This window comes from Methanosarcina barkeri str. Wiesmoor (assembly GCF_000969985.1).
GTDB classification, from domain to species: Archaea; Halobacteriota; Methanosarcinia; order Methanosarcinales; family Methanosarcinaceae; genus Methanosarcina; species Methanosarcina barkeri_B.
On sequence record NZ_CP009526.1, the window covers coordinates 3,915,651 to 3,940,263 of the forward strand.

The following is a 24,613-nucleotide window of genomic DNA, read 5'->3' on the forward strand; positions in this document are numbered from 1 at the left end:
AGACCTGAAGGTCCTACAACTTCTGAAAGGACTCCTGAAACCTTGAAACTTAAAGAAGCTCTAAAGAGACTCTAATGAACTCTAAACAACCTGAAAAATTCTGACGAGACTCTAAGGAAGGAACTCTAAAATATCCCTAAAGAAACCCTAAAAGGCTCTAAAACACCTTAAAATACCTAAAAATAAATGGTGATAAAAATGAAAATTAGAGTTGTAAGTTCAAAAGAAGAGATAGACACTTTGAAACTTGATGAGGAAATTATCCACCTTGCATTCAGACCATCCAACAAGGATATTTTTAAACTCATCCTGAAGTGTCCAGAAGTGAAAGCGATCCACATCCCAAGTTCATACAAGAAAACAATTTCCAGTTCCGCACAGATGTATCTTTCCATGCAGAACATTGCTTTACTTGAGGGCGATGTGTGGGGCCACAGAAAAGATATTAATGAGTACTCCGAAATCTCCCAGCGTGTTTTCGACCGCATACAGGAACTAAAGAAAGAAGGGCTTTCCGACGAAGATACTATTGAGAAACTCGTAAGAGAAACGAGACTCAGCCCAGACTTTGTAAGTTTCATAATATCGAATTAAAAAACCATATAAGCCGGTCAGATCCTGATCGGCATCTATTTTTTATAAAACGTATTGCTTAAATTGAGCGCGCTGATAAAACGATTATTCCGTTCAAACTCTTTATTGATCTTTGAGTAAACTTTTCTTAAACCTCACTAAGAGAAACATTTCATACTTTCCTGCCGGGCTTCAAAATAATCGGCTCCAGAATTATCTTCCATAGAACTCTGGCTAAAAACCTGGATATGATTGATGGCAGTTAGTTTGGCAGTTAATTTAGCAGTTAATTTGGCAGTTAGTTTCAGAGAATCAATGTTAGTTTCAGATACAGGATATTGGTTTAAGATAATGGACTTAGTTTTAGATAATCAAAGTAGTTTCAGACCAAGGGATATTCAGTTCCCTGATTCTGAAACTTTATCCTGGCTAACGTATCTGCTCTTGTTCATTCAAATAAAAAGAATGGCATCCTGAGTAAAAGGCTTAAGTAAAATAGCGAAAAGATTTAACAGGATTTCATGACCGAGTTTGAACACATGCTTGTAAACTCATTTAATGCATACATTGAAGAAAACGGAATAAGAGCTATTTCCTACAGGCTTAAGCAACATAGATTTACTCCGCAGTTTCTTGATGTGCTTGTGGACTCTCTTAATCCAGACCTATATCTGGGAATTGAATGCAAAAGCATCTCAGTAGAAAAGGGAGCAAAAGCACTTTACTTCTCTCAACATTTTACCGTGGATAAAAATGGGATTCATCAGATAGAAAGAATTTCGAACTACCTGAAAAAATCAGGAAGACGTGGATTTCTTGCAGTGGAGCTCCGCCTGGGACCCGGGCATGGCAGAGAAGCATACATGATTCCCTGGAACGAGCTCGAAAAAAAATACTTTGCTCAGGATCTCAAGCTCACACTACAGGATATCAGGAGTTTTCCAGAAATCAAAAGAGAAGGAAAAAATTATAGTGTTGACCCTATTGAGTGGGAAAGAAAATAAAGTTGGAAAAAGCGCTTAAACTGAGAATCGTGGAGAGAATAATGTCTGAGACAATGAAAATACTTAATAAAGAGGCAGAAAAGTGTGCTGAAGAGATTAAAAAGTATAAATCAGTCCACGTTGTGTCCCATATTGATGCTGATGGACTAACTTCTGCAGGGATTATCTGCACCGCCCTTGAACGTGGTAACTTTGAATATACAACACGTTTTGTCAAGCAGCTTGATGAAAAAGCTCTTGACACTATCGCAGACGAAAATCATAACATTGTCATTTTTACAGATCTGGGAAGCGGAATGTGCGAACAAATAGAATCCCATGGGATTCATGCAGTGATCTCAGACCACCACCAGCCTCAGGGAAGCTATCAATTTCACCTGAATCCTCACCTTTTCGGAGCAAACGGCTCATATGAACTGAGCGGTTCGGGAAGTACTTACCTGCTGGCTTCAGCCCTTGGAAAAAATCAAGATCTTTCTTCGTTGGCCATAGTAGGAGCAGTGGGGGATATGCAACATCTGAAAATGGGGCAGCTTGTCGGGATCAACAGGGAAATTCTAGAAGAAGGAGTTAAAAAAGGCACTCTCCAGTTCAAAAAGGACCTTACTCTATTCGGAAAGCAAACCCGCCCGATTTATAAATTGATACAATATTCCTCAGACCCTTATCTTCCCGGGCTTACAGGAAATGAAGAAGCTTGCATCGAGTTTCTTCATACTCTCAACATTCGCTTCAACCAGAACGAACGCTGGAGGCGCTGGATTGACCTTGAAAACCCAGAAAAACAGAAAGTTGTCTCAGGACTCATCCAGTACTGCCTAAAATCAGGTATACCTTCGTATAAAATCGAGCGCCTGGTAGGTGAGGTATATGTTCTTCTGAGGGAAAAAGAAGGTACGGAAATGAGAGATGCTTCAGAGTTTTCTACCCTTCTTAATGCCACTGCACGCTATGACCATGCTGAAATAGGACTTGCAGTCTGCATGGGAGATAGAGAGAAAGCTTATGAAGATGCCCGCAAACTGCTTGCCGAACATAGACAGAACCTTGTTAACGGGCTCATGTATGTTAAAGAAAAAGGAGTCGTTCAGCTTGAAAATATCCAGTACTTTGATGCAGGCTCCGAAATAAAAGAAACTATCGTGGGAATTATTGCAGGCATGAGTTCTACACTGGTTAAAAACAGAAATCTTCCCATTATTGCTTTCGCAAAAGCTGAAGGAGGGATTAAAGTCTCAGCCAGGGGAACACAGGATCTGATTCGCAGAGGAGTTAACCTTTCAGAAGCAATGGCGATGATTTCAGCTGAAGTTGGAGGTGCAGGCGGCGGACACGATATTGCAGCAGGAGCAACTATTCCCAATGGAAAAAAGGAAGAGTTTGCAAGAAAACTGGATCTGTTTATAGGAGAACAAATGCGAAGAAAGGTACATTCAAAGTAAGGAACCATCCTTTGGAAGCATATTCCGAGAATCTGAACTGAGCAGTAGTAAAGGCTCAATAAAAACAAAGAAATTTTAGAATAGGATTTACCGTTGAGCCTTAAACCAGATCTTCAATCCTGCTCATCTCTTTAAACGAAATTAGTCTTGACATTGCACTGGTGTCTATGGCAATTCCATACTCCTGTACAACAGCCATAGGATTTGTCCCTCCTATGACGACTATTCCGAGATGATCTCTCTCTATTGGAACATCCAGAACCCGTGTGTTTGGTTCCCCAACTTCCAAGATTCCACTAAAGCCCGCATCCAGAAGATCAGATAGGCAGCTTTCAATTTCATCTCTTGCAACCATAGGAGCTTCCCTGAGATTTGCAAGAACCTTACCTGAGCCTGTCCTGAGCATTTCCGATACAGAAGTAATACCCTGTGACATCAGGATTTCAAGCGGATCTACAGTCGTACTTACATAGGTCAGCACATCAGTGAAACGAACAGGAACTCCATTTCGGATCTGAACAACTCCTCCAAGTTTAGGGTTTACAGGAATTCCTGCCTTAAGAAGTACGCCGTCAATCGTAATGCTGCATACGGTCCCGACACCTACCTTTCCCTTTTCGACAGTCAGGTCTCCTATAGATTCGCCCTCGGAAACTATCTTAACATAGGGAGTCACAGAAAGCCCACTTGAGATTACCATTTTAAAGATCCCAAGCACATCGTCTAGATCTTTTTTATCAATAAGTGAAAGATTAAGAATGATATCTCCATCCATTTTTTTAGGATCAAACGTAGTCCTGTACATAAGATCCTTTATTCTAGATGATGTAAATTGAACACGGTATCCATTTTTTTGCATTTCAAACCTCCAGTAGTTGAAGGTATTTATACTTATTATAAGTTATGTATTAATTATGCGCTAATTATGTACTAATAGTCATAATATATGCTTTGAACCCTATCACTTATTTTTTGCGCTCTCACTTGCTCATAGAACCGAGCTTACTATAGGACAGGAAATAAGAGTAGAAGTTTTCTGAGAGAACAACTTTAAAACGAAAAAATAAAAGTCCAGTCTGTTTAAGCTGGAAAACAACCTGTTTCTCAGAGCACTCCTGTTAAGAATCCTGTAAAATCCTGTGGAGCTGTTAAAAATCTCAGTTTTTCAATTCTATGCACAAGCTCATACATACATTCTCCGGAACCAAGCCCTAGCTCATCGTATGCAAGGGGTTCAAGGCGACGGATAGGTGGTGTATTCCTGTAAAGGGGATTTTTGACATAACCATCTTTAAGAAGGAAGTAAGAAGCGCCGGAAAGCCTTTTTATAGGCTCATAAACCGAGGAAAAGTCACGGCAAACCCAGTTTGCCATTTCGAGAGTTTTATCGGAAGCGTTTATAGTCACATGCCCGTATCCAGGAGGAACAAGTACTAAATCTCCTTTTTTTGCTGTTATGACTACAACATCCAGAACAAAATCTTCCTCTCCACTTTTCACCTTTTGTAGAAGATAGGTAGCAGAACCTTCAAGTACCTGATAAATTTCAGGATAGTGTACGTTTGTTCCTGGAACACGCGGGTGATAGTGACCTACAGTTTTAATATATTCAGATCCAAGCGTTGCGGGAGGGATTACAGTAATATCATACCTCAGGTGATGAGCTTTAATTGCTTCAAGCTCAGAGTCACTTTTCGCAAGGTCCCTGAACATGTAGTACACATCCTGATTTCGTACCTCCGTTTCTTCAAACCACTCCTTATCAAACACTACATCTTCCATATCATGGAGTTTTCGGATGTCCGCCATAGTGACTTTATCCCCGAACTTCATTGTAACTTCCATCGAGTTCCCCTTTCCTACCAAAGCATATACTGATATTCAGATTACAAACAAGAATTTACTATAAAGATGCCAATACATTACCAAAGTTGACTATCAGAAATAGCAATATAAGTATAATAAAGTAACTATGTAAATAGTATTGCAGCCTGATTTTTACCTCTTACCATTCGGAACCTGAAAGATAATACCTCTCAAGCATTCAGAGCATTGTCAACCATTTTAGGGTAAGTAAGCTCTATAATAGTTTTCAAATTAACTATATCTTCTCTGTTGTATTTAATAAGTGTATCCAGAGCTTCACGATCTCCTTTCTCATATTTTTTCCAGAGCCTCACGGCATCAAAACCTGTTATGCCCTCAGTACCGTCACTTCGGGTGATCCCGAGTAATTTTTCAATGTTTTTTAAACCTCCACTATACCCTATTCGCTTTAAGGGGTACATAAGGTCTATATGGAGCTGATTGAACTCAATTTCGGGAAATTCGGATTTTATGAAAGGTAAATCAAACCGGGCACCATTGAAGGATACAAGTAGCCTGTATTTTGAGAACTCTTCTACAATGTCATCAAGGTTGATATCTTTTATATACGTTTTTGATTCTTTTCCGTTGTAGATTCCCACAATAGTTATTTCATCTCGGGACTTAGAAAGTCCCGTTGTTTCAATGTCTACAAATGCGGCAGAATCGGAAAATAAAGAATATGCCCTCCAGTGTTCGGCAGAAGGAAGGCATTGTGAGAAAAAACAATGATCTCTTGCTGCAAGGTGTTCAGAAGATTTCCTCACCTCCTCGCAAATTCTGGTCTTGCGTGATGAAGGTATAGAGATCTGGTCTTCCATCTCAAGAAATTCTTTCCAGGTATGTATACCTTGAGCCCAGATTTTTCGTTCAAGGCCCTTTCCTACACCTGGAATATGAATGTATGTATTATTCAGCATGTTTCCCCTGAACCATTTGGGAGTAATATTTAATAAAAATACTGCATGAAAGCTGAAAGTATTCAAAAGAGAAAAAACAAATTCAAGAACTAGATATAGTATAAAGATAGAACATAGATAAATATAACAATAGTGTCTGACCGAGGACAAAGAGTCACGATACAGTATAAATTTACAAAGATTAAAATTCCAAAACTATCAAAATAAATTGCTTAACACAGGTGTGCAATTAATGGCTAAAATTTCCGTGATTGGTGCAGGAAACGTAGGGGCAACTACAGTCCAGCGACTAGCTGAACTTGAACTTGGCGAAATTGTCATGACGGATATTGTGGAAGGACTACCACAAGGAAAAGCACTCGACCTTATACAGGCAGGGGCAATAAAAGGTTATGATACGTCAATAATTGGGACCAACGATTATGCAGAAATCGTAGACTCTGATCTTGTAATAATTACAGCAGGGATTGCAAGAAAACCTGGGATGACTCGGGAAGATCTGATTAAAACGAATTCTAAAATAATAGCAGAGGTTTCCAGAAATATTGCAAAGTATGCTCCAGACTCCATAGTAATTAATGTCACAAATCCGCTTGACATTATAACGTACATAGCTATGAAATCAACAGGATTTGAGACAAAGAAAGTATTCGGAATGAGCGGAGTTCTGGATTCGGGACGTTTTGCAAGCTTTATTGCAGAAGAACTGAAGTGTTCAAAAAAAGATGTTCAGGCAATGGTTATAGGTGGTCATGGAGATCTGATGGTGCCTCTTCCTCAATATACAACAGTGTCAGGAGTTCCACTCACGGACCTGCTTCCGGGGGATAGAATTGCCAGGCTGGTAGAGAGGACAGTAAACGGAGGAGCAGAGATCGTAGAGCTCCTTAAACAGGGCAGTGCTTTTTATGCACCGTCCGCGGCTATTGTCTCAATGGCGGAAGCCGTTATTAAAAATTCAAAGAGAATTTTGCCTGCTTCGGCTTATCTTGAAGGACATTACGGACAGGAAGGTATTTACTTCGGTGTACCCGTAAAGCTTGGGGCATCAGGAGTAGAAGAAATCCTTGAACTCAAGCTCGATGAAAGCCAGTACGAGACTCTCAGAAAATCCTCGGAAACTATTCGAAACACGATTTCACAGCTAGAAATATAAAGAAATAAACTAGAATAAGAGATAAACTGAGATTCAAAGGGGATTAATCAGAATAAAAAGAAAGATTATATAAAAGACTGAAGAATTCTGATCACAGGTAATTCAGAAATTTACCTGTGAGCCAGAAAAATTCTCAAAAAGGTATCTTCTCATTCTGGACAGTTGCAGGAAAAAGGTAAGTAAGCTGTAGCCTTTAAGTAAACAAGAGTAAAAGCAGCTTAACAAGTTTAGAACTCCCTCTTCTTAGTTCAAACATCGGACAAAGAATTTAACAAGACGAGACCACTTTTATCTCTCGCTAGTTAAAATAAGGGAATTTATTATAATAATGAGCTCATCCCAAAACTTGAAATTTGTTTCTTAGGCTTTGTATTTCGAACAATCAATAAAGCTCAAGATCACAAAAACAACTTTGAAAAATTTCCAACGATTACTAATAAAGTGTCTTTTGGGATAGGCTCAATGATTAAGATTCCATTTTACCTGAAAATGTGAGATAAAACTGGCGATGATATAAGTTGGCAAAACTGTAAGATATATAAGTATGTTTTTCATATAAGATTAGGATAAAGATTTAAATTAATTTACAAAGCAGGGATATAATGCGCGCAGAACTTACATCACTTTTTGGCTTAAACGTGTACACAAACGCTGGTGTTTATGTAGGCAAGTTGCAGGATCTCGTAATTGATATAGAAGATCAAAAAATTACCGGGCTTGCTATTTCGGATATTAATAGGGAACTTTTTGACCTGACTACCAGGGGCGTAATTATTCCTTACCGATGGGTTATAACGGCAGCAGATATCATAATAGTAAGAGACGTTATCCAGAGATACAAAAAGCGAAAAGAAGATTAAGTTAATATGAATAGTACATGAAAGACCGAGAAATTTATGCTGAGATGCGCTGTATCCCTCCTGTGGTTGTGCGCGCGGACGGCAGGAATTTTAAAAACACACTTAGAGACCTGGGCTTTGGAAAACCTTATGATCAAACTTTCGCCAGGGCAATGGCGGATACTGCTGAACTTTTTATTAAGAAAAGTGGTTTAAGCCCTCTCTTTGCCTACACTTTTTCGGATGAAGTTAGTTTTCTTTTTATGGAACTTCCCTTTGAGGGAAGAGTAGAAAAAATGGACTCTGTCACGGCAAGCTTTCTGGGAAGTGCACTTACAATAAATTTGCAGTTTGAAAAACCTGTGGCTTTTGACTCCAGAATAGTGGTTCTTCAAAAAGATGAGATTCCTGCGTATTTTCACTGGAGGCAGCTTGAAGCCTGGCGTAATTTTGTGGCAGCCTGGGGATATTATACGTTGCTAAATGAAGGAATAAGTAAGATTGAGGCTTCGAAATATCTCAGAGGAAAAAAAGAATGGGAAATCCATGAAATGCTTTTTGAGAGAGGAATCAATCTTGCAAAGATTCCTGCCTGGCAGAGGAGAGGAGTCATTATTTCAAAAGAAGAATACGAAATCTCTGGCTTTAATCCTGTACTTGACAAAGAGACAAAATCTCTGCGCAGAAGGATCATTCAAAACTGGGAAATCCCGAATTTTAAATCCGAAGAAGGTATGGAGTTTTTACAGAAACTTATTAATAGGAATTAAGGGTTTGAGAATAAGAAAATAAAAGGAATGTAGAGGCAATGGACCGACTCGACCTTATAAAAAGAAATGTTCAGGAAATCGTAACTGAAGGGGAACTTGAAGAGCTTCTTAACAAAAAAAAAGCTCCCCGTGCCTACGTAGGATACGAACCTAGCGGAAAAATCCATATGGGGCACGTTCTTACAGTAAATAAACTAATTGATCTCCAAAAAGCCGGATTCGAAATTACTGTCCTGCTCGCGGACGTGCATGCTTATCTAAATCGAAAAGGTACGCTCGAAGAAGTCCGAAAAATTGCAGACTATAACAAGCGCTGCTTTATTGCCCTCGGGCTTGACAAAGAAAAAACTAATTTTGTTTATGGGTCTGACTATCAGCTTGGAGCAGAGTACATGTTAAATGTTCTAAAACTTTCAAGGTCAGTGACTCTAAACAGAGCGCGCAGGAGTATGGATGAAGTCGGGCGTGCTATGGATGACCCAACCGTTTCTCAGATGGTATATCCACTGATGCAGGCTATTGATATTGCTATGCTTGGAGTTGACATCGCAGTTGGAGGTATTGACCAGAGAAAAATCCATATGCTTGCCCGTGAAAATCTAAAGAATCTCGGATTCGAAACCCCAATCTGCATTCATACTCCAATTCTTCTGGGATTAGATGGAACCAAGATGGCTTCATCAAAGGAGAATTTCATTTCGGTGGATGACACTGAAGAAGAGATCTACAGAAAGCTTAAGAAAGCTTACTGCAAGATCGGAGACACGGAAGAAAACCCAATCCTTGCTCTTTTCCGCTACCATATATTTCCTAGATACGAGACTATTGTCATAGAGAGACCTGAGAAGTTCGGTGGAAATATAACATATACGAGTTACGAAGAAATGGAAAATGCTTTTGTAGCAGAAAGTGTCCATCCAATGGACCTGAAAAATTCAGCCGCAAAGTATATAAATGAGATTCTGGACCCTGTCAGAAAAGTTCTGCTTTAAATTATGAGATGGCCGGGCTCTTCCCGGCTACTTTAGAGAAAAATATAAGTACAAGACCTCGGTCCAAAGTAGAAGATATAGATCCATGTAAAACTCGTTGCTTAAAACAAGAAACTTATTTTAGAAATAGAGGAAGCCTCTGGATAAAACGTTATATAGCTATAGATCATAGAATATTTAAAGGGTCGTCTAGCTATTCAGGGTGCTTTTATGAAATATATTTACCAGGACTCTACGGAACTGCCTGTACAGCGGGATTTCATTGAGGATCTGAGAACTTTTTTAGATATAACTTCCCGAGTAATCCCTCTGGAAAACTCCATAATAGAGATAAAGTGCAAGCAGAAAGAAACGCTTCATGAACTGAAGAGTAGAATAGAAGGAATGAATTATTTTGAAGAGAAGCTTGAGACTTTACTCAGAAAATTAGTAAATGAAGTTGATATAGAGGACATTATACCCTGCACTAACGCAATCCTGCAAACCTGCAGCGAGAATCTCGGGAAAAGAAGAGGAATCCTCAAAACTGAGTATACAAAAATAGAAAATGGGACTCCCGAAGAATACAAAAAAGTTGAAGAGGAGATACTTGAAGTTCTTAGCAGGTTTTTAATCACAGGAGTTTACGGAGCTGAAAAGAGATTTGAACTTTCCAGCAATACAAACGGTATTTTAGGAGAAATGGAAGGTTGGGTCTCAGGTTTGCAGTATCATTACACACTCACGTTTACAGAAGAGACTCTGACAGTAGAAAAACTACTTGGAAGCTTAAGCCTGCCAGGATGGGCTCGGGCAGGCATCCTGAGAAAAGAAGAAAAAATAAAAATGCAAAACCTTTCCGAATTTCTTGTAACTTTTCTGGAGTATGACACTCAGAAAAACATACGTATAGCCCTGGAAAACAAAAAAGCAAACCGGAAATTCAGAATTGAAGGCGGAGATCACAGGTATTTTGTATATGAAGATGATAAGGAAATCACCTCGGATAAAGAGCTTGGGGATTTCATTGATATGGAAAATCTGGCAAGAATTCCTGAAAAAATTCAGGCTTATTTTATGGCAAATATCCGCACCTATAACCTTTCAAAAGTCCTCCTTGACGAAGAGGATGCTATTTCTACCAATCAGATCTTCGATTGCCTGAAAGTTATTGCAGAGCAATATGGAGTAATCGTTCAGGAATGCCTTGCGAAAGGACACAATAAAGAAGAGATAACCATCAAAATTGAAGAAGCTGATGGCACACGGACTGAGAAATACATAACAAAGACTGAAATCTACACCCAACTGGCAGAAGTAGGAAGTGAAGGTATTGAGATTGCCGGAATACTTGGTGTTGACAGCAGAACTCAAATCAAAGACAAGAAATACCTGATTGTCTAAACTTTTCTTGCACTTTATTTTTTGAGATTTAACTCTGAAGGCGAGAAGTCCACCTTCCTCGACAATTTCTGGCGAAAACCGGAAAGTGGCAGGTGTGGGATGAAAGCTGTCAATTTCCTTACCGTCTATTGTTATTGATTCTGCTAAATTACTTGTGTTATAGCAGTGTATATTTATATGCATAATGTCACCCAATACTGTAGCGAGAACCAAGCGCAGTTGTGGGAAACAGGTTATGACAACTCCTGAAGGGATTGGGAGTAAGGCAGGGAAAGCCATTAGCCACTGAGCATCTCAAGTACATCATAATCATCTATTTTCCATTTTGATTTTTCTTCACCTGCGGAACGCAAAGTAGGGCCTGTGGACTTGTGAACAGTAGTTTGGGGAATGAAGCAGTGGAATTAAATATTCTTATTGAGTTTAGCGACCACATGGAAGCTTCTCCCTCGGAACGAAACGACAGGGAGGGGTAGTTCACGTATTGTTTTAAGATTCAGATAAAATTTTGAAATTTTAATATTATAATTTTCATTTTATTGTTATTAGGTATTATTTTTATCACTTATTTCCCACTATTTTTAGATTTTATATATTATATTTTCAATTATTTTTACTGCTTTTTATTACTTTTACACTACAATTTTTAACATTTCTGGATGGTTTGCTCAAATACATCCAAGAATAAATGAAAAAGACATGAATGAAAATATATAACAATCATCTCATAAATACAGAATACAGAAACTATAAATAAAAATTTATACATGAAAAAAAAATAGAAATCTAATTATAGGGAACTAACATAGGGGATAGAACATAGAAGTTTTTGCTTGAAGAATAAATTGTAATATATAAAGAACAATCAGATTGAATTTTGTTTATATTTATATAGCAATTTTAAGGAAAAATAAATTAAAAATACCTAAACTTAACGCAGAAGTGTTAGAATTTTAGGCAGTAATAAATTTATACGGAGCAAAAATGTCCCTGACTCCGACTAACATTAAATTGGAATACTCACTGGAAATTAAAGATTAAGAATTTTATTTTTATAAACTGTATGATTACAAATCAATAAGCTACTGACGTACCGGAAATTTCGGTTTACGGATGTAGGGGTGGAAGCCTATGAAAATAAAAACCGATTTTTTTAGTTCTGTAATTTCTGTATTATTAATAATGCTGATAATTTCTGGGATGACAGCAAGCATAGCATCTGCTGCAGATAAAAATGGAACAGATCCCGTAGATTCAACTAATGATCTAATAATTGAGGGTATTTCGTGTAGTCCAGAAAATCCAGAACCTGGAGAAGCTGTAACCATTAAAATAGCAGTAACAAACAAGGGAACTGCAGTTTCAGAGCAAACAGAAGCAGTGTGCAAAATAGGGGATGAAGATCCTATAGATGTACCAATAATAGAGATAAAGCCGGAAGAAACCTTGTTAGTCTCATTTCCCTGGACTCCGGAAGAAGAGGGAACAGTCAAGATAAAAGCAACGCTGGGAGATAGTAAAAAAACAATAGAAGTAGTAGTGGAAAAAGAAAAATCTCCGAATCTCACAATAGAAAGTCTCTCCATTGACCCCGAAAGTCCGAAAATTGATAGCGAGGTAACTGTTAATGCATTGATTAAGAACACTGGAAATGAAGTTTCTGAGGCAACCAAATTAACGTACGAGATAGGGGAAGCAGAACCAAAAACGGTAAAAGTACCGGAAATAGATCCAGAAGATAGTTCGTTAATCTCATTTACCTGGACGCCGAAAGAAGAGGGAACAGTCAAGATAAAGGTAGTAGTAGAAGATAACGAAAAAACAATTGAAGTAGTAGTGGAAAAAGAAAAATCTCCGAATCTCACAATAGAAAGTCTTTCCATTGACCCCGAAAGTCCGAAAACTGATAGCGAGGTAACTGTTAATGCATTGATTAAGAACACTGGAAATGAAGTTTCTGAGGCAACCAAATTAACGTACGAGATAGGGGAAGCAGAACCAAAAACGGTAAAAGTACCGGAAATAGATCCAGAAGATAGTTCGTTAGTCTCATTTACCTGGACGCCGAAAGAAGAGGGAACAGTCAAGATAAAAGCAGCAGTAGAAGATAACGAAAAAACAATTGAAGTAGTAGTGGAAAAAGAAAAATCTCCGAATCTCACAATAGAAAGTCTCTCCATTGACCCAGAAAGTCCGAAAACTGATAGCGAAGTCACTATTAAAGCATTGGTTAAGAATGTTGGAACTAAAACCTCAGAGCCAACGAATATAATATATACAATTGGTGAAACTAAAGAAAAAGAAGAAGTCTCAGCAATAGAAGCCGGATCGGAAAAATCAATTTCTCACAAGTGGACAACTTCTGACAAGGAAGAAACTGTAACAATAAAAGCATCTTTAGAAAACGTAGAGAACAGTGAGAAAGAAATTTCTGTGAAAATAGCAAAAAAATCACTTCCGGACCTGATAGTTGAAGATATATATTCAGACCCGTCGATACAACCTGAAGCAGGAAAACTTCTAAACTTTACTCTGAAAATAAAGAATGTGGGGGAAGCAACTGCCAATAGTAATACTGCAAAATATAGTTTTAACGGAGCTTCAGAAGGAGAAATTTCTATCCCTGAACTTTCAGCAGGGACAAGTACAAGTGCAGGATTTTCGTTTACCCCTGGAAATGAAGAAACCATGAGTGTAACAGTAATTGCAGATTCGGGGAATCGCATTAGTGAAAGTAATGAAGATAATAATAAAATGTCAAAAACCATAAGTGTAAAACGTAAGCTCCCAGATCTGAAAATAGAATCGATTTCCCTGAGCCCTGAAAAACCGCATCCCGGGGAGAATATAACCTTTACGGCAACAGTGAAGAATAATGGTTCTGCAGCTGCAGAGAACAGCGAAATTAAGTATGATATCAAGGGAAACAATGAAAGTTATACGGGAGTTACACCGCTACCAGCTCTTGCAGCAGGCGAAACCGGAACAGGGACTTTTTTCTGGACTCCTGGAAACGAAGGGCAAATTGAAGTAAAAACAACTGTGGACACGGGAAGCGTTGTGTCTGAAAGTAATGAAACCAATAATGAGTTCACAAAAACCGCAACCATATATAAAGAAACAGTTTCAAGCGATGACGGGGGAAGCGGAAGTTCAGGGTCTTCCGGCAGCGACTCAGGAAGTAAGAGTTCAGGATCCTCCAGTAGCAGTTCAGGAGGCGCCAGCCTTTCTAAAGAACCGGTAAGCAATGTAGATGCCAAAGAGCTTTCCACCAGGAACGTTCAAAGCGGTTATCATATCAAGTTCGATTTTTTGGAAGGTGCTACATGCATTACATATATCGAATTTGACTCAATAAAGACATTAAAGAGGACAATTACAACTGCAGAAGTCCTTAAAGATAAATCTGTTTTTGTCTCAGAAGTCCCTCCTGGTAATATATATAAATACGTGAATATATGGGTAGGAAATTATGGAACAGGAGTCGCTAATTATTGTGAAAATGGGGTTATAGAGTTCAAAGTTGAAAAACCATGGTTTGAAGAAAATAATATTAATCAGTCCCAGATAACCCTTCAATGGTACAATGAAAGCTGGGAGCCCCTAAATACCGAAAAAGTTAAAGAAGATACAAATTACGTTTATTTTAAATCGAAAACACCTGGTTTCTCCTGCTTTGCAATAACCAGTAATTCCATAGATGGGGAAAACGTATCTGTAGCCAGTGGACTAGCAGAAGGGAAAGTGTTGAGAAACTGGAACGGTGAAACAAACACGAGTACCTTTAACGGAAGCGCAGAAACGGATGGCAAAATCAAAAATCCTATGGGGAAAGCCAAAATACTTATGGCAATTTCTCTGCCCCTGTTTTTAATTTTTGTAGAGTACTTTGTAATGAAGAAAAAGATTTGAAAAACTTTTTCTTTAGAATTTTATTTTTATTAAACCTTATTTTAGATAATATGCCTATGAAATTCTTTGAATAACAGGCACAAAGAAAAGAAAATACTTAAAAGCACTTCAATGCCAAAGTAGTGAAAAGCAAGTTTTTAGCTTGAGAACCCAGACTATCCAGCACCTTACTCAATCCATTATCTGACCTTCCGCAGATGTCTCCTCAAAAGTAGTATTTTTCACAATTTTTCCCCATCAACCTTATTATCTTGCTCTTAATTTCATCCATGTTGGCAATTTTGGTTATCACCTTTGAATCAACTTCCACTTTTACTTCTGTAATTCCCCTCATCAGCACAAAAGCCCACTTCAAAGTGGGCTTTTGTGTTTGCTTTTTAACCTGATTCGGTATTGTTTCCCCTGTTTCTTTTAGCTTCTCTCTCAGCTGCCATTCCGCTACCGAATAGACCATCAGAGTTAACACCATTATCATTGAGAGAGCTTCAATTCTTTGAGGTTTTTTCAAATAAACCTCGGAAACCCTGAAACTTTTATCCTTTATGAACCTGAAACCTTTTTCGACCTTGCTCTGGTTCTTGTAGTATTCCAGCATCTTTTCAGCATCAAGATTGAGATCGTTACTTGCGATTATAAATCTTCCTTGATACTCTTTTTCATTCAATTCTATTTCGTAGTTTCGGACTGCTTTTGCATTTACAACATAGTGAATAATAGGCTTTTCATTCTTCTTTGGTCTTCCTATTTTACCGTTTTCCTTTGTTGAAACCGTGGAAATCTCTACGGTTTCCAGCAAACAATGAGGGTTCTCTTTCTTCCATCTTTCCAAAGCTGCTATGGCATCCTTTTCACAAGCAAACTTGATCTTTTTGAGGTCTTTGAGATCTTTCTGGGATTCATTAACCTTCTTTTGAATTTTTCTTTCAAAAGTAATGTCTTTTCTTTTCTGCATTTCTGTGGAATAAACAACTACCCATTTTTGCTTTATACCACCATATTCAACAATAGTTTCGTAAAATGAATAGCGTGGATCCTCTCCGTTTTTGAACTCAAGATCAGAAATCAACAAGTTTTTTGCAAGGTTTAGTGTTGAAGGAACACGAGTAATCCACTTCATGCCTTCTATCATTGCTTTGATGTTTCCTTCAGAATATAGAGCACTATCAGCTATGTAGTAAACATCATCAGGAAACGTTATGTTTTCTTGAAGTATTTTCATTGCCTCTATGATGGTTTCTTTGTCTGATGCGTTACCAGAGTAAGCTTTTGCAAATAGTGGAATTCCATACTGATTTGTTATCATTCCAAGTCCAAAACGTTTCAGGTCATCTCTACCGTCTTTTGCGTGACCATATGTAATTTCGATGACAGAACCGTCATTGATATAATTGTAATCTCCATGAAGGCTAAAATTAGTGGTGTCAGATTGGAGAAGTTGAGTTCTGATGTTAACAATTTCCAGCATTTTCAAGGAAAGCTTCATGAAAAGTTGAGTAGGATCTGCTTCATATATTGCGTCAAGAGTTCGACCTAAAACATCATCAGTAAGGTCAGAAGCACTGATCTCGGGGCCAAGAAGCCGTTCAACAGGAAGGGTTTCAAAGTACTGAGAGTACATGTAAAGACGACTGTCTACGAAACCAAGACAGTTAAGAATCATTGCCTTTACTACAATAGAGTGAGCTAACTTGTGCTGCCCAAACTTGGGCAGCACTTCATCAATCACTTTTCCAATTTCAAGTTCATCGTAAATGCCAGAAACGATTCCGTGATGATCAAGAGAACGTGTTGTAACAAGCATAATGAAAACCGAAAAAAAGTATAATATTATGATAGTTATATATTAGCTAAAAAATAGATAAATTTGTCAGACATCTGCGGAAAGACAGCATTATACTTACCCAAAATATTATACTCAAAATTATTACGTTTTCTTATTAAGTTTCCACAAGTGCTATTCTTCAAGATTAGAGATGTTTACTGCCGAATGAACCTTATTTTGTAGATATTCTTCATAAACTATCTATTCTCGAAGTTCACTTTAGAAACAAGGCCCTACTGTCAAACTTCTCGATCTTCGGCCAGAACAGCCCCAATTACCGAGCCAATTATACCTATCACAGCGGTATGAGCTACAATGACAATGGTAATTATAAATGCAGAGGCAGCTACAAATCCCCCAAGAACAGGGGCATCTCTGAGTATTGATCCAAGAAATCCCCCAAGAAGAAAACCCGGAATAATCATGAAAACGGTCATCAGAACTCCGGTCTTAAGCCCTCCTCCAACACCTCCATCTGCATAATAGCCTCCTAAAAAACCGCCAAGAAAAGGAGCTATGGAATTTACTAATGGAATAAAATAGAAGACAAAAGTACAGACCATACCTATGAGTGCTCCACCCAAAGCTCTAGCTATTATCTTCACCTCCTACAATAAAGAAAGTACAAATAAGAAAGTACAAATCATAGTTGTTATAAATAAAATTGATTTAATTATTCATAAATATATAGCTGGAAGTTTAAGATCATATTTGAGAGAAAAGCAAATCCTGTTCAAATTTTCCGTACATTCCCGTCTAGATTTTCCGTACATACTGCCAAAATTAAGAATAAAACCCAAAGATATCCTTTTCGGTAGATTTGTGGCTCTGCAGTCCGAGTCCCGTCTCGGGAAAATGGAAATTTTTCAGTTTCGTTTAAGACGATTAAGACACCCAGTTTAATCAATTAAGAAATGATTATTTTATTAAGAAATGATTATTTTATTAAGAAATGATTATTTTATTAAGAAATGACTATTTTATTAAGAAATGATTATTTTATTAATTTTCATATATATAGAATTGCGAAAGAAACAGAACCCTGATATAAGCGTATACCCTAAAACTTTACTGGGATATGACTATGACGGAAGACTGCCTTTTTTGTAAAATAATAGAAGGAAAAATTCCTTCGGAGAAAGTATACGAAGATGCTGCCGTTTTTGCATTTCTTGATGTCTTTCCGGCAAGTGAAGGGCATACGCTGGTAGCTCCTAAAAAACATTTCAGCAGGTTTACGGATATGGATACGGAAAGTGTTGCTTCGCTTTTTGAGGCTGCAAGGAAGATTACGGCTGCAGTCGAAAAGGCATTTTCGGCAGAGGGATCAAACATCGGAATCAATGATGGAAAAGTCGCTGGACAGGAGATTCCCCATGTACATGTACACGTTATTCCCAGAAGAAAAGGAGACGGCGGGAGAGGGATAAAATCAGTAGTATGGACCGAGCCTGATACTGCCAATTTGAAAGAAGTTGCGGAAAAAATCAGGAGAGCGCTTTGAAAAGAAAGACAGCCCACAACAAGAGAAGTAATCCCCAGACAGAATATTTCCTAGATAGAGTTTTCAATACGAAATGATAATATATTTTTTGATAATATATTTTTTGGAATATAATAAATTTAAGGAAAGAAAGCAAGCAGAACTGTTGTCAGAATCCTTCCGTTTCTCTTACTTTGGGGGGTAAGAATAAATGGCAGAAATGGAAATCGATGTTAGAGGGCAGACTTGCCCAGTTCCACTGGTAGAGTGCAGAAAAGCCTTAAAAAAAGCCTCTCCAGGGGATCTTGTCATTGTGAAGGGGACACATCCGGCGTCAAAAAAAGAAATTCCTATGGCCTGTGAAGCAATGGGGCTCAAAGTGCTGGAGATTGAAGATAAAGAAGGAGGCAAAGAGTGGGAGATAAAGATCCGGAGATAAACCGGAAGAGGAATGAAAATGGGGGAAAAGACTGTCATTATCCTGCATAGTGGCGATATGGATAAGGTATACAGCGCACTTATAATTGCAAACGGAGCACTGGCAATGGGCATGGAAGCCTCCATATACTTTACTTTCTGGGGGCTAATGCGTTTGAAGAAAGGAGAGCTTGATAAGGGACCACTCTCCAAGATGAATATGCTGGGGCTTGGCAGGCAGATGATTAAACAAAGAATGAACAAAGCCAATGTTGCTTCACTTGAAAGACTGATGAATGATTTCAAGGAACTTGGCGGAAAAATAATTGCCTGTGAGATGACCATGGAAATTATGGGCTTGAGTAAAGAGGAGCTTCGAACGGAGTGGATAGATGAATGGGGAGCTGTAGGTTCATATATTCAGGAAGCAAGGGATGCAAACGTAACTCTCTTTATCTGAAACTCAAATAAGTCATAGAGTTTGAATTTAAATTTTAAATTGCCACAGTAATACGAATTATTTCGTGATTTGACGATTTAGAGGTATCATACTTAGCTAATAACTATCCAGAAAAACATTACTATCAAGGGGATTATTGCCTAGGACTGTATTGGATTAAAAACCAAGAAACTTACTGGGAAATCTGAGATTTAACTGTAAAATCCAAAATTTGGTTATTTTAATGGGGAGGGAGAAAAAATATTTGAGAATATAAAATATCTTGACAATGCCGCATGCACACGCTTGGATGAGCGGGTACTCGAAATAATGAAACCTTATTTTTTTGACACCTATGCAGTCGCAACATCGGAATTTGGCTATTCTATGGGTATTGACGCAAAAGAAGCACTCGAAAGATCCCGAGAAAGCATAGCTTCAAAGCTTGATGCAAACTCGGAAGAACTTATCTTCACTTCAGGGTCCACTGAATCAAGCAACACAGCACTTAAAGGCGTTGCCCTGGCTCTTAAAGAAAAGAAAGGGAAACATGTTGTCGTTTCGAAAATAGAAGATTTTCCTGTGCTAAATACAGCAAAAGCTCTCGAGAGACAGGGGTTCAGTGCGACTTTCCTGGATGTCGACGCTGAAGGGTTTGTAGATCTCGAAGGGCTTAAAAATGCGATTACAAAGGAAACGGTTCTTGTCTCAATTCAACAGGGAAACCAGGAAATCGGAACAGTGCAGGATTTGAAAGCTATCTCGGAAATATGTGAAGAAAAAGATGTACTCCTGCACACGGATGCTACTCATAGTTTTACCCGGCTCCCTCTCAATGTAAAAGAACTGCCTGTAGACCTGATCACAATGTCAGCCCATACCATCCACGGTCCAAGAGGAATAGGTGCGCTTTACATCAGGAAAGATACCCCAATAATCAAACTTATGGATGGAGGTTTCCAGGAGTTTAACCTGAGGGCAGGAGTCGAAAATATTCCATCAGCCGTTGGTTTTGCAAAAGCTGTAGAACTTGTAACCGAAGAGGAAAACAGAAGGCTCAAAGCAATGAGAGATCGCGTAATCGATAAAGCCCTCTCCAAGATTCCGGACGTTACCCTCAATGGAAGCCGGGAAAAACGCCTGCCTCAGAACGCAAACCTGACTTTCCACTACGTAGAAGGTGAATCCGTAACTTTGCATATGGATATGAGAGGTTTTGCAGTAAGCACGGGTTCAGCCTGTTTTAGCCGCTCCCTTGAAGCCAGCCATGTAATCAGGGGTATAGGAGGAGATCATGAGAGAGCACATGGTTCAGTACGCTTTACCTTTGGGCGCTATAATAACATTGAGGATGCTGATGCAGCAATTGAAGCAATGAGTGAGATAGTGGCAAGGCTAAGGGAAATAAGCCCACTTGCAAGGAAATGAATGGAAAAAAGTAGAAAAAATAGTAAGAGGAAGCAGAATCCAGGTAATCAAATAAGGCAATCAGAGAAGATGATCAGAGAAGACAGGCAGAGAATGCAAGCAAGAAGACAGGCAGAGAAGACAGGCAGAGAAGACAGGCAGAAAAGAAGATTAGAGAAAGTTACAAAAATATAAGGTGAGACAATGAAGTTTCCTTACAGCCAAAAAGTACTGGAGCATTTCAAGAACCCGCACAATGTGGGAAAGATCGAGAACCCTGACGGGAAAGGCCTTGAAGGAAGCCCGGCTTGCGGAGACATGGTAGCGGTTTACATTAAGGTCAATCCTGATACCAAGATTATTGAAGATATAAAATTCGAATCTTATGGCTGCGCCTCAAACATTGCTACGGGCTCGGTTATTACAGATATTGCAAAAGGAAAGACCCTTGATGAGGCAAAGAAAATAACATGGAAACAGGCTTCAGAAGAACTTGGAGGGCTCCCTCCGATCAAAGCTCACTGCTCAGTTCTTGCAGTTGAGGGCCTGCGGGCCGCAATCAAAGACTATGAAGAAAAACACGGGCTTATAACCGAGAGAGAGCCTACCACAGAAAAAGTTATCAGGAACCGGCTAAAGCACGTTATGAACCCCCTGACCGGCCTTGACATAATTCGTACAAACCTTATCCTAAAAACAAGCGTTGAAGAGGGAGTTGTGAGAGTGGTTGTAGACCTGCCTGCAAACCATCAGTTTGCTCCAGCAATAAAAGAGGATATTATGGAAAAACTGGGGTCTTTATGGGATGTTGAAAGAGTTGATGTAGTGTTTACGGCCTGACTTTCAGATGGGGTCCAGTTCAACATGAAGGGAAGAGTATTTTCCCTTCTCAAATGATTTTAGTTTAAATAAGTCCATGGAATATGTTCCTTATTTTCTGATTCCAATGCTGGCTTTGTATTCTCAGAATTAGTCCAAGATAGTCAATTGTGTGTTGAGATACGAAAAAATATGACAATGAAAGTGCAAAAACCAAATGGCTCATGAATAAATTGAAAAATAGATAAAGTTCATAAGGTAGACAAAGATGAAGGTACGGACTTTGACCTTTCTTTATAATACATGAAAAGTTCCTCTCCCCATTTTAAAGCCTGAGGCTCAAAGGCAATTAAAAATCGGGTTGTCACTCTCCCTTTTTTGTCAAGCAGAGAGAGGAAAAAGATCTTATCAGTTACAATCAATGATATGGGTTTTAAGTCACCTTCGTATACCAGAAAAGTAGAAACTTTGCTGCGAAAGACCTTTTTTATTTCTTTCTTATATTCGATCAGAGCTTTGTTAATTATGGGATTGCTTGTTTTTAAAAGTGGAATATCGGAATGATATTCTGTCTGGAAAGCCTCTAGAACTTTTCCTGTAACAATTGTTGTAGCTTCGATGTCCTTTTGAAGATACTCAAAAAGAAGTACAAGAGAAAAAGGATGAACTATCGAAATAAAAGACATTATACTCCTGGAACTCATTAAATTTGTCATAATCTCTTCTGGAAGCTGGAAAACGTTTGAGAAATCTTGTTCTATAATTTTAACGTGACCCAGTTCTCCGATTTTATTAAGAATGTAGGAAGGAATAGGGCTTACGTCGTGATCAGACCAGAAGTCCAGATTTTCTTCATACACTGAAAGCGTATTCAGGAAAAACTCTGCATTCGAAGCAATCACTGCACCCATATCTGAGAGGGAGTATATTCCATTATCTTCGAGAACAAGTCCCCAATCAGTTAATTTTTTAATTTGGGGAGTGATTGATTTCCAGGGAAAATCAAGCACATCTTTGATATCCTCACTGCTTTTTGGGCCTTCTTCTTTAAGAAGTAAAAGAAGAGTCTTTCTCTTTTCAGAAAGGAAAATAGTATCCAGAAGCGAGGATTTGGTTTCTACTCTGGTATGTGCTTTCGATTTCATATTACCTAATAATACTCTTGAAGGGATTATATAAATTCAATGAAAAGTTCTTATATTCAAGAGAAAAAAACAGCAATCTAGCTATTTTCATTTATAGATTTTAAAAAATGAATAATAATCGAAGTGCCAAAAGACCAGCATTTTTCAATTCAGTTTAGAATAGCCAGTTTAGAATAGCCAGTTTAGAATAGCCAGTTTAGAATAGCCAGTTTAGAATAGCCAGTTTAGAATAACCAAGACCTTTTGCTTATTCCAAAATGGTTTGCCTGGCAAAAGCCTCTGGATTATTCATACCACATGAATAAAAATCACACCGTTTTGGCTATATGAAACGTATATCAAAGTTTAGAGTGGTAATTCCAAAAAAGAGTTCGATACAAAGCTGGAAAACTGGAGGTTTTAAGACGGAAAACCGTAATAAATCTATAATCTTTGCCCTGCTAATAGTGGCGCTTCTTATTACGTCAACAGGTTTTGCAGCGGCAAAAGAGGCAACAATAGTTGTAAAAAGTGCTGATACCTCTGCTAATAGAGTAGCTATTTTCAGTGCATTTTCACCCGAAAAAATTGAGATACACTCCGGTGAAAATGTTACCTGGATTAATTTCAAGAAACCAAAAGCCTCAGTAGTGCTTGTAAGCGCTGACGAGCTTTGGGAAGAGACAACATTGAACTATGGAAAAGCCTTTTCCTTTACATTTGAAAACCCAGGAACCTATTCTTTTACTCTTAAAGATAATCCTGATATAAAAGGAACAGTAACCGTACTTGCTGGTGAATCACAGAAAACAAGTTCAGAAAAATCTGTGGGAACAACAGTCACCGCAGAAAAAGCGCAGGTTCAGTCAAAACCAGAATCCTCTATGAAAAATCTAGAGATCACGAATAAAGAAAACGTCAATCATGAAGAAAAGATAGCAATATATTCAACGACACTTACTCCAAATCTTTTAGAAATTGAAAAAGGAGACACTGTTTCGTGGGTAAACTACAAAAAGCCAAAAGGATCCTCAGTGCTTGTGAGTGAGGATAGTTTGTGGGAAAAACAAACTCTTAACTACGGAAAAGCATTTTCATATACGTTTGAAGATTCAGGAACTTACACATTCAGCCTGGAAGGAGTTCCAGAAGCAAAAGCTACTGTTGTAGTAAAATAAAAACGATTTAACGAAAAAATTGGAAAATTCAGACTAAAAAATCCACGTCAGAAAAACCCAATTAAACACCGAAAAAGTTGTCACCTACACAAATTATAGAGAAATTTAAAAAATACGTCTGGTAGTGAGGGTTTATTAATTAGTTATGGAGTGCAATCAGCCAGTATAAGCAAGAATTAAATAAATAAGAAGATAGCGAGAGAAATAAGTAATAATTATTTCTCAAAAATATCTACAACAGTTTTTAATATATCCCTTAAAAGGGGTTGCTGAGGGCACTTTTCTTCACATTCCCCGCACTCCATACATTTTGAAGCCTTTAACTCAAGGAAACTGTATAAAACTTATTTTATTTTACTTTATCAAACATCTTAGTATTGTTAAGGTACTTGAAATTTTCAGGAATCTTTGTTTCACACATGAAGAAGGCAAAAGTCTATGTAATTGGTTCTGAACTTCTCAAGCTGCTCGTTTAAGTAACAGTATCCCTCTGCTCGTAATAAGCCAGTTTGAAAGCCTGATTGCAAGAGACCTTTTCCCTGTACCCATCATCATGAAATACCTTCCAAATAAGGAATTAAATCATACAATCCATGAAAAGATAGGCAGTATCGATATAATTGACGCCTGATCTGTAGCATAACGAGTCATAAGTACAGCCTTTTCTTCATCGATTTTTGAGTAGTACCCTCAAATAGTAGGAAGCCACATAGTATCGAATCTGAGTACTGAGACACTTTTGCCCGTCTGCCCAAATTTTCTATATAGCATATGCATTTACCCCATTTTAAAGGAAAAAATCCACCCCGAAAGAATTCTTACTACTTTTTTGTCAGGACCGGAAATAATACTTTGTGAAATTACGAACAGTATAAAAATAAGCAAAAGAAAACAGCACAAAAAATAAGCAAAATAAATTTGATAAAACCTACATTCTGCAGTATTTTTTCGAAAATCAATAATTTTCCTGATAGCTTTTTTTGAACAGGTGCAAATAATTTGGATTTTTAGTGGTATTTGGTGAAAATTGAATGATATCGTTTTTGCCTCTAAATCCACCACATAGT

The 24,613-nt window shown here is 38.1% G+C and carries 23 protein-coding genes and 1 pseudogene; 17 read left to right on the forward strand and 7 right to left on the reverse strand.

What is annotated here, in order from left to right; translation table 11 throughout:
- Positions 1 to 198: 198 nt before the first annotated feature.
- The 4 genes from MSBRW_RS15985 to MSBRW_RS16000 all read left to right on the forward strand — a co-directional run bounded on the left by MSBRW_RS15985 (position 199) and on the right by MSBRW_RS16000 (position 3,019).
- The gene (locus MSBRW_RS15985) at positions 199 to 594 is read left to right on the forward strand and encodes a DUF1699 family protein (RefSeq protein ID WP_011306742.1); all 396 of its coding nucleotides are present in this window, start codon (positions 199 to 201) and stop codon (positions 592 to 594) included.
- A gap of 234 nt (positions 595 to 828) precedes the next feature.
- Positions 829 to 1,050, forward strand: a complete 222-nt coding sequence (locus tag MSBRW_RS15990) for a hypothetical protein (protein WP_048102742.1) — start codon at positions 829 to 831, stop codon at positions 1,048 to 1,050.
- A gap of 44 nt (positions 1,051 to 1,094) precedes the next feature.
- A complete protein-coding gene (locus MSBRW_RS15995) occupies positions 1,095 to 1,577 on the forward strand; it encodes a hypothetical protein (RefSeq protein WP_011306741.1) in 483 nt (160 codons plus the stop codon).
- Between the two features lie 41 nt (positions 1,578 to 1,618).
- Positions 1,619 to 3,019 carry a single-stranded-DNA-specific exonuclease RecJ gene (locus MSBRW_RS16000; RefSeq protein WP_011306740.1) on the forward strand — a complete coding sequence of 467 codons (1,401 nt, stop codon included), beginning with the start codon at positions 1,619 to 1,621 and terminating at the stop codon, positions 3,017 to 3,019.
- A gap of 100 nt (positions 3,020 to 3,119) precedes the next feature.
- Here the strand turns inward: MSBRW_RS16000 and nrpRII are convergent, their stop codons facing one another.
- From nrpRII to MSBRW_RS16015, 3 genes are all read right to left on the reverse strand, one after another.
- Complete coding sequence (gene nrpRII, locus MSBRW_RS16005; RefSeq protein ID WP_011306739.1) at positions 3,120 to 3,878, reverse strand: global nitrogen regulator NrpRII; 759 nt, start codon at positions 3,876 to 3,878, stop codon at positions 3,120 to 3,122.
- A 245-nt stretch (positions 3,879 to 4,123) separates the two neighbouring features.
- The gene (locus tag MSBRW_RS16010) at positions 4,124 to 4,864 is read right to left on the reverse strand and encodes a glucose-6-phosphate isomerase family protein (RefSeq protein WP_011306738.1); all 741 of its coding nucleotides are present in this window, start codon (positions 4,862 to 4,864) and stop codon (positions 4,124 to 4,126) included.
- A 191-nt stretch (positions 4,865 to 5,055) separates the two neighbouring features.
- Positions 5,056 to 5,805, reverse strand: a complete 750-nt coding sequence (locus MSBRW_RS16015) for a ribonuclease H-like domain-containing protein (RefSeq protein ID WP_011306737.1) — start codon at positions 5,803 to 5,805, stop codon at positions 5,056 to 5,058.
- Positions 5,806 to 6,037: 232 nt separating this feature from the next.
- Between MSBRW_RS16015 and mdh the strand changes: the two genes are divergently transcribed.
- From mdh to MSBRW_RS16045, 6 genes are all read left to right on the forward strand, one after another.
- A complete protein-coding gene (gene mdh / locus MSBRW_RS16020) occupies positions 6,038 to 6,961 on the forward strand; it encodes a malate dehydrogenase (RefSeq protein WP_011306736.1) in 924 nt (307 codons plus the stop codon).
- 602 nt (positions 6,962 to 7,563) lie between these two features.
- Positions 7,564 to 7,821 carry a PRC-barrel domain-containing protein gene (locus MSBRW_RS16025; protein WP_011306735.1) on the forward strand — a complete coding sequence of 86 codons (258 nt, stop codon included), beginning with the start codon at positions 7,564 to 7,566 and terminating at the stop codon, positions 7,819 to 7,821.
- A 17-nt stretch (positions 7,822 to 7,838) separates the two neighbouring features.
- Complete coding sequence (locus MSBRW_RS16030) at positions 7,839 to 8,570, forward strand: tRNA(His) guanylyltransferase Thg1 family protein (protein ID WP_011306734.1); 732 nt, start codon at positions 7,839 to 7,841, stop codon at positions 8,568 to 8,570.
- A 38-nt stretch (positions 8,571 to 8,608) separates the two neighbouring features.
- Complete coding sequence (locus MSBRW_RS16035) at positions 8,609 to 9,562, forward strand: tyrosine--tRNA ligase (protein WP_011306733.1); 954 nt, start codon at positions 8,609 to 8,611, stop codon at positions 9,560 to 9,562.
- Between the two features lie 210 nt (positions 9,563 to 9,772).
- Complete coding sequence (locus MSBRW_RS16040; protein ID WP_011306732.1) at positions 9,773 to 10,945, forward strand: hypothetical protein; 1,173 nt, start codon at positions 9,773 to 9,775, stop codon at positions 10,943 to 10,945.
- Positions 10,946 to 12,076: 1,131 nt separating this feature from the next.
- Positions 12,077 to 14,857 (forward strand): CARDB domain-containing protein, encoded by a 2,781-nt coding sequence (locus MSBRW_RS16045; RefSeq protein ID WP_052728876.1) that lies wholly within the window; start codon positions 12,077 to 12,079, stop codon positions 14,855 to 14,857.
- Positions 14,858 to 15,062: 205 nt separating this feature from the next.
- Here the strand turns inward: MSBRW_RS16045 and MSBRW_RS16050 are convergent, their stop codons facing one another.
- Both MSBRW_RS16050 and MSBRW_RS16055 read right to left on the reverse strand, forming a co-directional pair.
- Positions 15,063 to 16,658: an IS1634-like element ISMba13 family transposase gene (locus MSBRW_RS16050; protein ID WP_011306730.1), complete on the reverse strand. Its 1,596-nt coding sequence runs from the start codon at positions 16,656 to 16,658 to the stop codon at positions 15,063 to 15,065.
- A 260-nt stretch (positions 16,659 to 16,918) separates the two neighbouring features.
- Positions 16,919 to 17,263 carry a DUF5518 domain-containing protein gene (locus MSBRW_RS16055; protein ID WP_230669808.1) on the reverse strand — a complete coding sequence of 115 codons (345 nt, stop codon included), beginning with the start codon at positions 17,261 to 17,263 and terminating at the stop codon, positions 16,919 to 16,921.
- A gap of 500 nt (positions 17,264 to 17,763) precedes the next feature.
- On the opposite strand from MSBRW_RS16055, the gene MSBRW_RS16065 reads away from it, so the two are divergent.
- From MSBRW_RS16065 to MSBRW_RS16085, 6 genes are all read left to right on the forward strand, one after another.
- The gene (locus tag MSBRW_RS16065; protein WP_011306728.1) at positions 17,764 to 18,183 is read left to right on the forward strand and encodes an HIT family protein; all 420 of its coding nucleotides are present in this window, start codon (positions 17,764 to 17,766) and stop codon (positions 18,181 to 18,183) included.
- 190 nt (positions 18,184 to 18,373) lie between these two features.
- Positions 18,374 to 18,601, forward strand: coding sequence for a sulfurtransferase TusA family protein (locus MSBRW_RS16070; protein WP_011306727.1), 228 nt, complete (start codon positions 18,374 to 18,376; stop codon positions 18,599 to 18,601).
- Between the two features lie 18 nt (positions 18,602 to 18,619).
- On the forward strand, positions 18,620 to 19,039 hold the full coding sequence (locus tag MSBRW_RS16075) for a DsrE/DsrF/DrsH-like family protein (RefSeq protein WP_011306726.1): 420 nt from the start codon (positions 18,620 to 18,622) through the stop codon (positions 19,037 to 19,039).
- 252 nt (positions 19,040 to 19,291) lie between these two features.
- A complete protein-coding gene (locus MSBRW_RS16080) occupies positions 19,292 to 20,446 on the forward strand; it encodes a cysteine desulfurase family protein (protein ID WP_048102740.1) in 1,155 nt (384 codons plus the stop codon).
- Complete coding sequence (locus MSBRW_RS22630; protein ID WP_155398336.1) at positions 20,447 to 20,620, forward strand: hypothetical protein; 174 nt, start codon at positions 20,447 to 20,449, stop codon at positions 20,618 to 20,620.
- Between the two features lie 9 nt (positions 20,621 to 20,629).
- Positions 20,630 to 21,265, forward strand: coding sequence for an iron-sulfur cluster assembly scaffold protein (locus tag MSBRW_RS16085; protein ID WP_011306724.1), 636 nt, complete (start codon positions 20,630 to 20,632; stop codon positions 21,263 to 21,265).
- A gap of 230 nt (positions 21,266 to 21,495) precedes the next feature.
- Here MSBRW_RS16085 and MSBRW_RS16090 read toward each other — a convergent pair whose 3' ends face one another.
- Positions 21,496 to 22,389: a helix-turn-helix transcriptional regulator gene (locus MSBRW_RS16090; protein WP_011306723.1), complete on the reverse strand. Its 894-nt coding sequence runs from the start codon at positions 22,387 to 22,389 to the stop codon at positions 21,496 to 21,498.
- A gap of 350 nt (positions 22,390 to 22,739) precedes the next feature.
- On the opposite strand from MSBRW_RS16090, the gene MSBRW_RS16095 reads away from it, so the two are divergent.
- Positions 22,740 to 23,546, forward strand: a complete 807-nt coding sequence (locus tag MSBRW_RS16095) for a cupredoxin domain-containing protein (protein WP_155398337.1) — start codon at positions 22,740 to 22,742, stop codon at positions 23,544 to 23,546.
- 215 nt (positions 23,547 to 23,761) lie between these two features.
- On the opposite strand, the pseudogene MSBRW_RS24385 reads toward MSBRW_RS16095, so the two are convergent.
- Positions 23,762 to 23,863, reverse strand: a pseudogene (locus tag MSBRW_RS24385) (4Fe-4S binding protein); the annotation flags it as partial.
- Positions 23,864 to 24,613: the final 750 nt, after the last annotated feature.